The sequence below is a fragment of the Micromonospora sp. HK10 genome, from assembly GCF_000982955.1.
GTDB lineage: Bacteria > Actinomycetota > Actinomycetes > Mycobacteriales > Micromonosporaceae > Micromonospora.
Map to the genome: position 1 here is coordinate 37480 of NZ_KQ058852.1, position 12758 is coordinate 50237.

14 protein-coding genes are annotated in these 12758 nt (G+C 71.7%); 2 read left to right on the plus strand and 12 right to left on the minus strand.

Features of this window, described 5'->3' with window-relative positions:
• Positions 1 to 89: 89 nt before the first annotated feature.
• From LQ51_RS21555 to LQ51_RS21565, 3 genes are read right to left on the minus strand one after another with little or no spacing between them, the layout of a single operon-like run.
• On the minus strand, positions 90 to 785 hold the full coding sequence (locus LQ51_RS21555) for a hypothetical protein (RefSeq protein ID WP_046568457.1): 696 nt from the start codon (positions 783 to 785) through the stop codon (positions 90 to 92).
• The gene (locus tag LQ51_RS21560) at positions 782 to 1660 is read right to left on the minus strand and encodes an ATP-binding cassette domain-containing protein (protein WP_046568459.1); all 879 of its coding nucleotides are present in this window, start codon (positions 1658 to 1660) and stop codon (positions 782 to 784) included. The genes LQ51_RS21555 and LQ51_RS21560 overlap by 4 nt, the downstream gene beginning before the upstream one ends.
• Complete coding sequence (locus LQ51_RS21565) at positions 1657 to 2016, minus strand: GntR family transcriptional regulator (protein ID WP_046568461.1); 360 nt, start codon at positions 2014 to 2016, stop codon at positions 1657 to 1659. Before LQ51_RS21565 ends, LQ51_RS21560 begins: the two co-directional genes overlap by 4 nt.
• Positions 2017 to 2300: 284 nt before the next feature.
• Here LQ51_RS21565 and LQ51_RS21570 point away from each other — a divergent pair, with 284 nt between their 5' ends.
• Positions 2301 to 2519: a hypothetical protein gene (locus LQ51_RS21570; protein ID WP_046568463.1), complete on the plus strand. Its 219-nt coding sequence runs from the start codon at positions 2301 to 2303 to the stop codon at positions 2517 to 2519.
• Between the two features lie 195 nt (positions 2520 to 2714).
• Here the strand turns inward: LQ51_RS21570 and LQ51_RS21575 are convergent, their stop codons facing one another.
• The 3 genes from LQ51_RS21575 to LQ51_RS21585 form a co-directional block, all read right to left on the minus strand.
• The gene (locus LQ51_RS21575) at positions 2715 to 3083 is read right to left on the minus strand and encodes a hypothetical protein (RefSeq protein ID WP_046568464.1); all 369 of its coding nucleotides are present in this window, start codon (positions 3081 to 3083) and stop codon (positions 2715 to 2717) included.
• Positions 3084 to 3167: 84 nt separating this feature from the next.
• Entirely contained in the window at positions 3168 to 3875 is a 708-nt protein-coding gene (locus LQ51_RS21580) for a SanA/YdcF family protein (RefSeq protein WP_046568465.1), read from the minus strand.
• Between the two features lie 121 nt (positions 3876 to 3996).
• Complete coding sequence (locus LQ51_RS21585; protein ID WP_046568467.1) at positions 3997 to 4305, minus strand: 4a-hydroxytetrahydrobiopterin dehydratase; 309 nt, start codon at positions 4303 to 4305, stop codon at positions 3997 to 3999.
• 184 nt (positions 4306 to 4489) lie between these two features.
• Here LQ51_RS21585 and LQ51_RS21590 point away from each other — a divergent pair, with 184 nt between their 5' ends.
• On the plus strand, positions 4490 to 4930 hold the full coding sequence (locus LQ51_RS21590; RefSeq protein ID WP_046568470.1) for an NUDIX domain-containing protein: 441 nt from the start codon (positions 4490 to 4492) through the stop codon (positions 4928 to 4930).
• Positions 4931 to 5011: 81 nt separating this feature from the next.
• Here the strand turns inward: LQ51_RS21590 and LQ51_RS21595 are convergent, their stop codons facing one another.
• From LQ51_RS21595 to LQ51_RS21620, 6 genes are all read right to left on the minus strand, one after another.
• A complete protein-coding gene (locus LQ51_RS21595) occupies positions 5012 to 6115 on the minus strand; it encodes a succinate dehydrogenase/fumarate reductase iron-sulfur subunit (protein ID WP_046568472.1) in 1104 nt (367 codons plus the stop codon).
• 3 nt (positions 6116 to 6118) lie between these two features.
• Positions 6119 to 8029, minus strand: coding sequence for a fumarate reductase/succinate dehydrogenase flavoprotein subunit (locus LQ51_RS21600; RefSeq protein WP_046568473.1), 1911 nt, complete (start codon positions 8027 to 8029; stop codon positions 6119 to 6121).
• Between the two features lie 10 nt (positions 8030 to 8039).
• On the minus strand, positions 8040 to 8861 hold the full coding sequence (locus LQ51_RS21605) for a hypothetical protein (protein ID WP_046568475.1): 822 nt from the start codon (positions 8859 to 8861) through the stop codon (positions 8040 to 8042).
• A 308-nt stretch (positions 8862 to 9169) separates the two neighbouring features.
• The gene (locus tag LQ51_RS21610; RefSeq protein ID WP_046568477.1) at positions 9170 to 10561 is read right to left on the minus strand and encodes a TldD/PmbA family protein; all 1392 of its coding nucleotides are present in this window, start codon (positions 10559 to 10561) and stop codon (positions 9170 to 9172) included.
• A complete protein-coding gene (locus LQ51_RS21615; RefSeq protein WP_046568480.1) occupies positions 10558 to 11994 on the minus strand; it encodes a TldD/PmbA family protein in 1437 nt (478 codons plus the stop codon). Before LQ51_RS21615 ends, LQ51_RS21610 begins: the two co-directional genes overlap by 4 nt.
• A 113-nt stretch (positions 11995 to 12107) precedes the next feature.
• Positions 12108 to 12656 (minus strand): Uma2 family endonuclease, encoded by a 549-nt coding sequence (locus LQ51_RS21620; protein WP_046568578.1) that lies wholly within the window; start codon positions 12654 to 12656, stop codon positions 12108 to 12110.
• Between the last annotated feature and the right edge of the window lie 102 nt (positions 12657 to 12758).

Here is a 12758-nt window from a genome sequence, read left to right on the forward strand (position 1 = left end):
TCCAGCAGGCCGCATCCACCGCGGCCCGGGCGGGTGACACGGCGGCGACCGCCGGCCCGGAAGGCCGGCGGTCGCCGTACGCGCCAGGGTCAGGCGTTGGCTCGGCGGATGGCCGCCATCCCCCCGAGCCCGGCCGCCGCGGCCAGCAGGGCCGGCCATCCCACCAGCAGGCTGGCCTGGTGCTGGCTGCTCAGCCACTGCCAGATGTCGCCGAACCAGCCCTGCCAGGTGATCAACGCGATCAGCAGGCCGGACACCAGGATCGCGACCGCGCCGGTGGCGAACAGGCCGTTGGTGCCGAACCGGACGTACCAGACGGCCACGAAGATGGCGAGGAAGTTCAGGAACAGGAACGGCACCGCGTAGACGGCGATCTGCAACAGGCCGTTGGAGACGTCGACGTACGGCACCCGGAAGAAGCGCAGCTGGATGCCGAAGCCGTTGGTGCCGCCCTCGAGCAGGTTGAGCAGGTAGAGCAGGACGCCGTAGGCGACCGCCTGGACCACGTTGACGAGTGTGGTGGCGAGATAGAAGGTGCGCCGGGTGACGCCCATGCCGAGCGCGAACGGGAACACCTGGGTGATCGAGGCGGCGGCGACGATGGCGCAGACGATGTAGAGGCTGGCCAGACCGCCCGTGGTGTTCTTGCCCGGTGCCGCGTCGTCGATCGAGGCGAAGATCAGCAGGTTGGTGCCCAGCGAGATGCCCATGATGGCCCAGGGCCAGGCCAGTTGGCCGAGCCAGGCCACCGTGTGCATCCGGGCGACGTCGAGGATGCGAGTCATCGGGGGTTCGTCCCTTCCGCGGTCAGGCGTACGACGGCCTGCTGGAGCGACACCGGCGCGAGGTCGATGCCGAGCTTCTTGGCGCGCATCCGTTCGGCGTTGTCGAACGACCCGCGCAGCGTGGTCCGGGCCGTACCGCCGAGCTGCTCGCGGTGCAGGGCCCGGTGCGCGGTCGCGAACTCGTCCACCGCCTCGGCGGGCCCGGACGCCTCCATCACCTGGCCGCGCAGCTCCTCGCTCGGCGCGTCGAGCAGCAGCTTGCCGTGGTCGAGCAGCAGCACGTGCTCGATCAGGTCGGCCACCTCGTCGATGAGGTGGGTGGAGAGGACGACCGTGCGTGGATTCTCGGCGTAGTCGGCCAGGAGCCGGTCGTAGAAGAGCTGCCGGGCGACCGCGTCCAGGCCGAGGTACGGCTCGTCGAAGAACGTCAGCGGCGCCCGGGCGGCCAGGCCGATCGTCACGCCGAGCGCCGATGTCATGCCGCGGGACAGCTTGCGCACACCGCGCTTGCGGGGCAGCTCGAACTCGTCCACGAGAGATTGCGCGAAGTCCTCATCCCAGTTGGGGAAGAGGCGGCTGGCCAGGCTCAGCACGTGCCGGACCTGGTAGGCGGCCGGGTACTTCTGGCTTTCCTTGATGAAGGCCACCCGCATCAGCGCCCGCTCGTTCTCGAACGGGCGCTCACCGAAGAGCGTCAGGTCGCCGACGCTGACGCTGTTCTGGCCGGTGATCAGCTGCATCAGGGTGGTCTTGCCGGCGCCGTTGCGGCCGAGCAGGCCGTAGATCCGGTTTTCGGTCAGGGTGAAGGTGACATCGTTCAGAGCGGTAACGTCGCCGAACCGCTTCGTGAGGCCGGCAGCCGCCACGACGCTCATCGCTGTTCCTCCCAGGTCTCAATGAGCTTCTTCAGCTCTTCGGTGCCGATGCCCAGCTTGCGGGCCTCTTCGATGAGGGGACGCACGTACTGGTCGGAGAATTCGAGCCGGCGGCGTTCCCGGAGTGTTTCGCTGGCCCCCGTTGCCACGAACATTCCGATCCCCCGGCGCTTGTAGAGAATGCCGTCATCGACCAGGCGGTTGATCCCCTTGGCGGCGGTCGCCGGATTGATCCGGTGGAACGCGGCCAACTCATTGGTGGACGGCACCTGGGTCTCCTCCGCGAGCGTTCCGTCGATGATGGAGTTTTCGATCAACTCGGCGATCTGGACGAAGATCGGCCGATCGTCATCCATCCCGGCTCTTTGGTTCGTTAGTCATGTAGCTAACCATGGCACCAATGATCTCCGGCGTCAAGCGCCGTCGAGGCTCGGAACCGATGAGCGCGGAAAAGGGCTTCCCTCGGCCGCCGGGCGGGAGCCGGCGGTCCGCCAGGCCCGCAGCCGGCAGGCACCAACGGAAGCTGGCCAGACACGGTGCGTGACGGGTTGCCCCGGAGGGCCGCCGACCTGCCGGTCAGGGCCCATCCGGGGCGGTCACGGGTATCGGCCCCGGGCGTGTCTGCTGCTACGGTCGACATGTGATCGTCGAGGAACACTGGTGGAACGGGGACGCGTCCCCGCGGGGACGTCGTGACGTCTACATCCGCACCGATGGTCAGCGCTGGGAAGTGCAGGCACAGATCGGTGGTGCGCAGGGCCGGTCCAAGGTGCTCGAGTGCACCAGCCGTACCTCGGCGAGCATCCTCGCCGGGGCCTGGCGCGGGGCCAACCCGGGCTGGCGCGAGCTGACCCACTGAACATCCGGACCCGCGGACCGGGCCAACGCCCGGTCCCGCTGGTCTCTATCCCCGCTCGGCCACCAGCCCGCCACCGCGGGCGGCCAACCGCGTCCGACTGAGCCACGCCGTCCGGCCGCGCCCAGCGGGGTCATGCGGTCAGGCCGAGTCCGACCGGGCCATGCGGTCAGCCCGGCGCCCGACGGCGCCGTGCGGTCAGGCCGCGTCCGAACGGGCCAGCCGGTGCAGGACGTCCCGGCAGCGGAGCAGCAGCACGGTGATCTCGTCGAACATCGCCGCGTCGGTTCGCGCGCCCGGCCGCCACATGGCCCGCAGGGCGGCCTGACTCACCGCGAGCTGGGTGCCGGCACCCTCGACCGCGCCGACGTACTCCTGACGGTCCGCAGGCGGCACCCTTCCGGCGGCCGCACGGGCGGCCCGCAGCGCCGCCCCGGGCTGCGCGAAGACCGCCTCGGCGGTGGCGTCCGGGCCGGCGCCGATCGCCGCCAGCGTGTGCTCCAACTCGGTCGCCGCGACGGTCATCCGCCCGACCGCCGTCAGCGTCTCCCCGGCCAGCTTCACCACGGACCGACCCTACTGCCGGCCCGCCGGACCGAGCCAGCCGGCGGGTGCGGGGGTCGGGTCCCTTGCGGCGGCCGGAGCGGCCGCTCAGCCGGCGCGCAGCGCGTCCTCCACGCCGGTCTCGTGCCGTCCGAGGTGGACGGGGTCGCGCCCGGAGAGCGCGTCCACCGCCGCCTTCACGCAGGCGCCGTACTCCCGGGTGGCGCTGATCCGCCATGGGCGGGCGTACCGGCGGACGGTGTCGTCGCCGACCCCGTCGGTGTCGATGCCGAGGTGCCGGCAGAGCGTGACCGCCCGGGCCACGTGGTAGGACTGGGTGACCACGATCGCCCGGCGCACCCCGAAGATCCGTCGGGCCCGGGCGCACGAGTCGTACGTGTCGAACCCGGCGTGGTCCAGCACCACCTTCCAGTCCGGCACGCCCCGCTCGACCAGCCAGTGCCGCATCGCGTCCGGCTCGTCGTAGTCGACGTCCATGTGGTCGCCGGAGACCAGGATGGCCCGGACCTTGCCGGCGGCGAGGAGCCGTTGCGCGATGGCCAGCCGGGCGGCGAGAAACGGCGAGGGCGTGCCGTCCGGGTTGACCTGGGCACCGAGCACCAGGGCGACCGGCGCCGCCGGCACGTCGGCCTCGGCGAAGACGTGCCCGTCGGCACCGGTGCGGACCCAGGCCACGCTGGCCACGGTGGCGGCGGCGAGCAGCGCCACGCCGACCACGGCGGCGACGAGCGCACGGCGTAGCCCCCGCTGGTGCCGCCGGCACCACCGCCCGACGACCGCCAACCGCCTCCGCATGGGCGGGATTATTCCCGGTTCGCGCCGGCCGCGACGTCCCGCGGCCCTCGCTCCGGAATGCTGCCCGCGGGCGGATCGCCGGCTGGCCCGCACCGTCTGCCGGGGATGGGTGCGGGACGGCTCACGGCGCGGTCACGGCCCGGACCGCGTCCTCGATCCGGGCGGCGAGGAGGACCTCGCCCTCGGTGAGCGGGTCGCCGTCGCCGTGGCCCACCCTGATCTGGGTACGGCCGGCGCGGCGGCTGATCTCGGGGCGCAGGCGCAGCGCGTCGGCGACCACCGCGACCCGCTCGGTCAGCGCGGCGTGCTGGGTGTCGTCCAGGGCGAGCGTCCGGCGGATCTGCTCACCTTCACGGGTCCACCCGGACAGCAGGGCGAGGGCGTCGTTGAGGTAGTCATGCTTCTGTCGGCTGCTGAACAGCACGCGCATCACCGCACCTCCCAGGCGTCGTTGCCGGCTTGTGGCCAAATCGTCGCCATCCCGTGTCCTCGTCGACGCCCTCTAGTCTGTCGCCGCCCCGATGGCGTGTCCACGCCCACACTTCCGTCTTCTACTGGCCTGACGGCGACGTCAGCTACCCAAACCGCCGATTGATCTGGCACGCTGGACGGCCGTGCGGACCGAACGGGTTAGCGGAGGCCGCCAGGCCGACCGGCGTGAGCCGAGGGTCGTGGTCGGGGCGGCGATCATCTCCGACGGCAGGGTGTTGGCGTGCGCGCGGGCCGCGCCGCCGGAGGTCGCCGGCCGCTGGGAGTTCCCCGGCGGCAAGGTGGAGCCCGGGGAGGCGGAGGCCGCCGCGCTGGCCCGCGAGTGCGCCGAGGAGCTCGGCGTCCGCGTCGAGATCGGCGCGCGGGTCGGCCGCGACGTACGGATGGCCCACGGTCGCTCCGTGCTGCGGGTGTACATGGCTCGCCTCCTCCATGGTGACCAGCCGGAGGCCCTGGAGCACTCCGACCTGCGCTGGCTCTCCGCCGGCGAACTGGACACCGTCGACTGGCTCCCCGCCGACGAGCCGGTGGTCGCCGCGCTGCGTCCCCTGCTCAGCAACGGCTGAGCCGGAAACCGGAAACGGGGGCGGAAAAGCGACGGGGGCCGGCGGCATCCGCCGCGGCCCCCGTCCTGGTACGTGTGCTGCTCAGTGCTTCGGCTCATCCTGCTGCGGGTGGGCGAAGTTGAGGTGCTCGGGCGGCAGCGGGAAGGTGACGTCGTCGCCGAACGGCGACGGCGCCGCCGCCCGGTCGAAGGTCAGCTCGGTCAGCGGCAGCTTGCCGTTGACGTCGACCGCCGGGGCGGTCGGGTGCGGCACCTCGCGGTGCCAGTTGACGCCCTGCTGCGCCTGGCGCTCGGCCTGCGCGTCGTGCGAGCCGCCCGCGTGCGAGTGCAGCCCGCCGTGGACGGGGCTGCCGGTCACGGCACCGCTGGAATGCCCGCTGGTCACGCTGGTCTGAGGCACCTGACCCCTCCGGAAGATCTTGCTACCAAGCCACACGAGGGGATCGTACCTGCGGTCGACGACGCGTTCCTTCATGGGGATGATCCCGTTGTCGGTGATCTTGATGTGCTCCGGGCACACCTCGGTGCAGCACTTGGTGATGTTGCAGAAGCCGAGCCCCATTTCGGCCTGCGCGTACTCCTTGCGGTCGGTCCGCGCGTCGAGCGGGTGCATGTCCAGCTCGGCGGCCCGGATGAAGAACCGCGGTCCGGAGAAGGCCGGCTTGTTCTCCTCGTGGTCCCGGATCACGTGGCAGACGTTCTGGCAGAGGAAGCACTCGATGCACTTGCGGAACTCCTGCGAGCGCTCGACGTCCACCTGCTGCATCCGGTAGTCACCCGGCGCGACGTCGGCCGGCGGCGCGAACGCCGGGGTCTCCCGGGCCTTCTCGTAGTTGAACGAGACGTCGGTGACCAGGTCCCGGATCACCGGGAAGGTGCGCAGCGGGGTGACCGTGACGGTCTCCGTCTCGTCGAACGTCGACATCCGGGTCATGCAGCTCAGCCGCGGCTTGCCGTTGATCTCCATGGAGCAGGAGCCGCACTTGCCGGCCTTGCAGTTCCACCGGCACGCCAGGTCCGGCGCGTCGGTGGCCTGCAGACGGTGGATCACGTCGAGGACGACCTCGCCCTCGTTGACCTCGACCTGGTAGTCCTGGAGGTCGCCGCCGGTCTCGTCGCCCCGCCAGATGCGGAATTGTCGCTTCCCGCCCGGCTTGCCGGGCGTCTGCTTCGGTTCAGTGCCCATTCCTCAGCGCTCCTCCTCGGCGAGGGCGTCGAACTCGGCGAGTTCCTCGTCAGTCAGATACTTGGCCAGCTCGGCGCGGTCGAACAGCGAGATCAGCTCGGGTCGCATCGCCGGCAGCGGCTTCTGGGTCAGGCGCACGACGTCGCCGTCCAGCGCGCAGACCAGGTTCACCCGCCGCCACTTCGGGTCCATGCCGGGGTGGTCCTCCCGGGTGTGCCCGCCGCGGGACTCCTGCCGCTCCAGGGCGGCCTTCGCGGTGCACTCCGAGACCACCAGCATGTTGCGCAGGTCCAGCGCCAGGTGCCAGCCCGGGTTGTAGCGCCGGCCGCCGGCCGCGCTCACCTTGGCCACCCGCTCGCGCAGCTCCGCCAGCCGGGCCAGCGCGTCGACCAGCTCACCCTCCCGGCGGATGATGCCGACCAGATCCCCCATCACGGCCTGGAGGTCCTGCTGCAGGGTGTACGGGCTCTCCCCGGTGTCCCGCTGCAGCGGCGCCAGCGCCGTCTCCACCGCGGCCTCCACCGCCGCCACGGCCACCTTGGGGCGCGCGGCGAGCTGGTCGGCGTACGAGGCGGCGTGCCCGCCGGCCCGCTTGCCGAAGACCAGCAGGTCCGACAGGGAGTTGCCGCCGAGCCGGTTCGAGCCGTGCATGCCACCGGAGACCTCACCGGCGGCGAAGAGCCCGCGCACGGTGCCGTACGCGGCGCCGGAGTCCGGGTCCACCTCGACGCCACCCATCACGTAGTGGCAGGTCGGGCCGACCTCCATCGGCTCCTTGGTGATGTCGACGTCGGCCAGCTCCTTGAACTGGTGGTACATCGACGGCAGCCGGCGCCGGATCTCCTCGGCCGGCAGCCGCGAGGCGATGTCCAGGTAGACGCCGCCGGCCGGCGTACCCCGACCCTCCTTGACCTCGCTGTTGATCGCCCGGGCGACCTCGTCGCGGGGGAGCAGCTCCGGCGGGCGCCGGTTGTTGTCCGGGTCCTTGTACCAGCGGTCCGCCTCGGCCTCGTTGTCCGCGTACTGCTTGCGGAACACGTCCGGCACGTAGTCGAACATGAACCGCTTGCCCTCGGAGTTCTTCAGCACCCCACCGTCACCGCGGACCGACTCGGTGACCAGGATGCCCTTCACCGAGGGCGGCCAGACCATGCCGGTCGGGTGGAACTGGAGGAACTCCATGTTGATCAGCGTCGCCCCGGCGCGCAGCGCCAGCGCGTGACCGTCGCCGGTGTACTCCCAGGAGTTCGAGGTGACCTTGTAGGAGCGGCCGACCCCGCCGGTGGCCAGCACCACGGCCGGCGCCTCGAAGAGGACGAACTCGCCGGACTCCCGGTAGTAGCCGAACGCGCCGGCCACCCGGTCGCCGTCGAGCAGCAGCTCGGTGATGGTGGTCTCGGCGAAGACCTTGATCCGGGCCTCGTAGTCGCCGTGCTCCCGCTTGTCCTCCTGCTGCAAGGAGACGATCTTCTGCTGGAGGGTGCGGATCAGCTCCAGACCGGTCCGGTCGCCGACGTGCGCGAGCCGGGGGTACTCGTGGCCGCCGAAGTTGCGCTGGGAGATCTTCCCGTCCTTAGTGCGGTCGAAGAGCGCGCCGTACGTCTCCAGCTCCCAGATCCGCTGCGGGGCCTCCTTCGCGTGCAACTCGGCCATCCGGAAGTTGTTCAGGAACTTGCCGCCGCGCATGGTGTCCCGGAAGTGCACCTGCCAGTTGTCCCGGGCGTTCACGTTGCCCATCGCGGCCGCCGCGCCGCCCTCGGCCATCACCGTGTGCGCCTTGCCGAAGAGGGACTTCGAGATGATCGCGGTCCGCTTGCCGGCCAGCCGGGCCTCGATCGCCGCGCGCAGGCCGGCGCCGCCGGCCCCGATCACGACGACGTCGTAGTGGTGTCGTTCGATTCGCGTCTCAGTCATGTCCAGGCTTTCAGTTGATGAACCGCAGGTCGGGGAACCAGTCGGCGGCGATGGCCATGACGTAGAAGTCGGTCAGCGCCAGCGTGCCGAGCGTGATCCAGGCGAGCTGCATGTGCCGGACGTTCAGCCAGGAGACGAAGGTCCAGGCCTTGTAACGCAGCGGGTGCTTGGAGAAGTGCTTGAGCCGCCCGCCGATGATGTGCCGGCAGGAGTGGCAGGAGATGGTGTACGCCCAGAGCATCACCACGTTGCCGAGCAGGATGAGGTTGCCGAGCCCGAAGCCGAAACCCTTCGGCGAGTGGAAGGCGTAGATGGCGTCGTACGTGTTGATCAGCGAGATGATCGCGGCGAGGTAGAAGAAGTAGCGGTGCAGGTTCTGGCCGAGCAGCGGGAAGCGGGTCTCGCCGCTGTACGCCTGGTGCCCGTCCGGCACCGCGCAGGCCGGCGGCGACAGCCAGAACGACCGGTAGTACGCCTTGCGGTAGTAGTAGCAGGTGAGCCGGAACAACAGCAGGAACGGCAGGGTCAGCGCCGCGTCCGGGATGATCCACCAGCCGGGCAGGAACTGGCCGAAGTGCGAGGAGCCCTCGACGCACCGGTCGGTCACGCACGGGGAGTAGAACGGCGTCAGGTAGTGGTACTGGTCCACCCAGTACCACTTGTGCATGAAGACCCGCACCGTCGCGTAGATGACCCAGGCGCTGAGCCCGACGACGGTGATCAGTGGCGCGAACCACCAGCGGTCCGTCCGCAACGTCTTGGCAGCTATCGCGGCGCGTGCCCGCGCCCCTCGCGGTTGCGAAATCGGCGTCGTAGCCGACGGTGATGTCATTCCAGTCGTCTCCCTGACGGCGCCCTCGCGGGGGCGGCGGATCACCTTCCGTAGCGGCCAGCGGACCGACGAGACCGCATCCACTGCCACGTCCTGCGCACGCATGCGGCCGCGCCGGTCAACCGGCGCAGCTAAATGCCACACGTTACGCCGATCTTCGCGGCCCGGCCGCGCAACGCAGTGTCCCGTGTGTCCCGGAGGTTGGAAAGGGCTACGCCACGATCAATTCTCCCGGCGCGGCGGACGGTGCGCCGACCGGTGCGCTGGCGGCGGTCGGCGGTGCGCGGACGGGGTGAGGTGGTCGCGGCTCAACCGGACGCCCCACCGGTGAAGTGCCACGAGGCCAGCCGCAGCGGCGGCGCCGCCCACCAGGCACCGTCCATCCGGTCCGGCTGGCGCACCGGCGTCCGGCCCAGGCCGAGCACCCGCCCCGGCCCCAGCGCCTGCGGGTACGACTCGGTGAAACGGAAGTCGCGGACCGCCCGGGTCGGCACGCCGTCCTCGACCAGCCAGACCCCGTTGCGGGTCAGCCCGGTGATGACCAGGCGTTTCGGGTCGAGCACCCGGGTGTACCAGAAGTCGGTGACCAGCAGCCCGCGCGCCATCCCGCCGACCAGCGCGGCGGTGTCCGGGTCCGCGACCGCCCCGGTCACTCCGCCGCTCACCTGCCCGGCCGCCGGGCCCGGCCGGTCGGCGGCCGGCAGCAGGCGCAGGTTGTGCGGGATCGGGCCGAACGTCGACCCGCCGGGCATCCCGTGCCCGGTGGACCCGACACCCGCCTCGGCGCCGCTGCGCCGGTCGTGCGCCACCGCCCGGGTGGTGCCCGCCTCGACCAGGAGCAGCGGCCGTCGCGGCGTGCCCTCCAGGTCGTACGGCAGCCCGGAGCCGTGCGTCGGATCGTCCACCAGGGTCACCGCCGGGTCGAACTGGGCGACGCCCGGCTCGGCGAAGGACTGCCGCTCGAGGTACCGCTTGCCGTTGAAGCCGAACCAGGCGAGGTTCTGCAGCAGGTCGCCGACGGCGGCAGGTTCGAGCACCACCTCGTAGTGCCCCGGGGGCAACTCGATTGGATCGGCCGCGGCCCGCGCCTTGGCCGCCGCCCGGGCGCCGAGCGCCGCGCCGTCGATCTCGGCGAGCCGGTCGGCGCAGAGCCGGGCCACCCCGTCGGCCCCGCCGGTCCGCGCGATGCCGTCCATCGCCGCCTCGGCGGTGCGCCCGACCGCCGACTGCCCGGCCGAGTTCGCGAACGCCCCCGACCGGTACGCCGTCCGGCAGTAGCCGGCCGCCGCCAGCCCTTCGACCGCGTCCACGAAGGCGCGTACCCGGCCGGCCCGTTCGTCGGGCGACGCCTCGGCGGTGGCCTCGTCGAAGACGGCCGGCGGCACCGGCGCCGCCGGGGCGAGCCCCGGCCAGGCCGGGTCGGGCGGGCAGAGCCGCGCCGCCGCCACGGTCCGCTCGACCAGCGTGGCCAGCCCGTCCGGGTCGACCAGGCTGCCGCCGCCCGCGGCGGTCCGCCCGTCCAGGTGCAGCCGCAGCCGCACCGTGGTGGCCGACTCGGCGACGTTCTGGTGGATGAACGAGTTGGCGAACCGGGTGAGCGCCAGGTCGGCCCGGGTCACCGTCACCTCGGCCTGCGCGTGCGGCCCGGCGAGCCGGCGGACCAGCTCCACCACCTGGCCGGCGAGATCCAGTTCGGTCATGCCCGCACCCCCACCCGGACGTTGCGGAAGCGGGCCGGGGCGGCCGGGTGGCCGGTGTGCCCGGTCTGGCCGGGCTGCCCCTTGCCGCAGTTCGGCGTCCCCCACGGGACGATCTCCGAGGAGAGCATGTCCATCGAGCGCCAGAAGACCGGGCCGATCCCGGTGTAGGTGGGGTTGCGCAGCATCCGCCCCCGCCGGCCCTTCTTCACCTCCCAGCCGACCTCGCAGCCGAACTGGAAGTTGAGCCGCTTGTCGTCGATCGACCAGGACCGGTTGAGGTCCATCAGCACCCCGTCGTCGGTGGCGTCGATGATCTCGTCGAGGCTGTGCGGGCCCGGTTCCAGACCCACGTTGGTCATCCGCACCATCGGCAACCGGGCCCAGCCGTCGGCCCGTACGCTGCCGCCGTAGTCGAGACCGGCGACGGCGCCGGAGTCGCGGCCGGCGAGCACCCCCACCCAACGGCCGGCGCGGACCGCGTCCCGCTTGACCGCGGGGGAGCCCTCGTCGTCGTAGCCGAAGCTGCCCAGCGCGCCGGGGATGGTCGGGTCGATGGTGACGTTCATCAGCTCGGAGCCGTACCGGAGCGTGCCGAGCTGGGCCAGGTCCAGCCAGGAGGTGCCGGCGAAGGCCGCCTCCCAGCCGAGGATCCGGTCCAGCTCGATGGCGTGCCCGACCGACTCGTGGATCTGCAGGGCCAGCTGTTCGCCGCCGAGGATCAGGTCGGTCTCGCCGGCCGGGCACTCCGGGGCGGTGAGCAGCTCCCGGGACTCCTCGGCGATCCGCGCGGCGTGCGCGGCGAGGTCGAGCGAGGTGACCAGCTCCCAGCCGGTGGTGCCGTACTGGCCGCGGTAGCTCGGGTAGGACCGGCGCTGGGTCTCGCCGTCGCCGATGGAGGTGGCGGAGATGCCACCGCCGCACTCCCGGATGCGCTGGTCGATCCGGTGCCCCTCGCTGGAGACGAACCACTTCGCGGTGTCCCAGATCTGGTAGAGCCCTTCGGCCAGGTCGGCGCCGTGCTCGCGCGCCGTGGCGGTGGCCCGGACCAGCAGGTCGCCCTTGTCGGAGAGCGGGACGCCGAGCGGGTCGACCGCGCAGTCCGACGACCAGCTCGCCACGATCGCCTCGGCGGGGACCAGGTCGATCGGCGGGCCGGGGACCCGCGCGCTCGCGGCGGCGGTCGCTGCGGCGCGCCGGCCGGCATCGCGAGCCGCCGCGTCGGACAGCTCGGGTACGGCGTGGAAGCCCCAACTCGACCCGACCAGCGCGCGGACGCCGAGGCCGATGCTCTCGTCCTGGGTCAGCTCCTCGATGTCGCCGTTGCGGGCCGACATCGACTCGTAGCGGCGGTGCATCACCCGGGCGTCCGCGTACCGCGCACCGGCGTCGAGGGCGGCCTGGACGGCGGCGGTCGCCGCGTCGAATCCACTCATGCCGGCACCACGCTTCGTTCCGGGCCGCCTTGAGGCACCATCGGGCTGCGTTGATGATTCGCTCGCTGCCGCTCGCTCATGCGCCCGACCCTAGGCGAGCCGACCGACATGCGTCAGGGGATGAGATCCGTCGGCCGGATCGTGGCGCGGACCGGCTCGGTCAACTCCAGCATTCCGCCGGGCTTGGTCACCGACTCCTCGCGGTAGTGCCGGCCGCGTCGCCGGTACAGATGGAGCGTGCCGTCTTCCTGCGTGACCAGCAGGTACCAATCAATTCCGGCGGCGGCGTAGTAGTGCATCTTGAGGACCTTGTCGGTGGCTGCGTTGCCCGGTGAGATCACCTCGCAGACCAGCCGGACGTCAGCCGCCTCGATGACCGGTTTGTCGAAGTCGATCGACTCCGTGACGACCAGGTCCGGGATCGGGATCCGCCCGGGTCTGAGACGTACGTTGACCCCCTCCAGCAGCTCCAGGCCGGTCGTGCGGGCAGCCGCCTCGAGGATGTTGCCGAGGTTGCGTTGGATGCGCTGGTGTCGCGGGGTGGGCGCCGGCGTCACGTGGAGACTCCCGTCGAAGAGTTCGACGCGCTGTTGCGTCTCGCCGAGGGCGAGGTACTCCTCCTCGGTCCACGGGCCGTCGTGGTCGAACACCGCCGCGGTCATGGTCACCTCCACCTCGTGCCGGCGCGAATCCTCCCCGGATCGCCATCGCCATGGTCGCACCTCACGTGCGGCGACGCGGCGGCGTTGCCCAGTCGCAACCAT

What these genes read in the sequence shown, in the direction of transcription:
- LQ51_RS21605 (WP_046568475.1), bottom strand. Translation starts at nt 8,861, where the DNA reads ATGACATCACCGTCGGCTACGACGCCGATTTCGCAACCGCGAGGGGCG.
- LQ51_RS21560 (WP_046568459.1), bottom strand. Translation starts at nt 1,660, where the DNA reads ATGAGCGTCGTGGCGGCTGCCGGCCTCACGAAGCGGTTCGGCGACGTT.
- LQ51_RS21595 (WP_046568472.1), bottom strand. Translation starts at nt 6,115, where the DNA reads ATGGGCACTGAACCGAAGCAGACGCCCGGCAAGCCGGGCGGGAAGCGA.
- LQ51_RS21610 (WP_046568477.1), bottom strand. Translation starts at nt 10,561, where the DNA reads ATGACCGAACTGGATCTCGCCGGCCAGGTGGTGGAGCTGGTCCGCCGG.
- LQ51_RS21620 (WP_046568578.1), bottom strand. Translation starts at nt 12,656, where the DNA reads ATGACCGCGGCGGTGTTCGACCACGACGGCCCGTGGACCGAGGAGGAG.
- LQ51_RS21565 (WP_046568461.1), bottom strand. Translation starts at nt 2,016, where the DNA reads ATGGATGACGATCGGCCGATCTTCGTCCAGATCGCCGAGTTGATCGAA.
- LQ51_RS21555 (WP_046568457.1), bottom strand. Translation starts at nt 785, where the DNA reads ATGACTCGCATCCTCGACGTCGCCCGGATGCACACGGTGGCCTGGCTC.
- LQ51_RS21615 (WP_046568480.1), bottom strand. Translation starts at nt 11,994, where the DNA reads ATGAGTGGATTCGACGCGGCGACCGCCGCCGTCCAGGCCGCCCTCGAC.
- LQ51_RS21585 (WP_046568467.1), bottom strand. Translation starts at nt 4,305, where the DNA reads ATGCGCGTGCTGTTCAGCAGCCGACAGAAGCATGACTACCTCAACGAC.
- LQ51_RS21600 (WP_046568473.1), bottom strand. Translation starts at nt 8,029, where the DNA reads ATGACTGAGACGCGAATCGAACGACACCACTACGACGTCGTCGTGATC.
- LQ51_RS21580 (WP_046568465.1), bottom strand. Translation starts at nt 3,875, where the DNA reads ATGCGGAGGCGGTTGGCGGTCGTCGGGCGGTGGTGCCGGCGGCACCAG.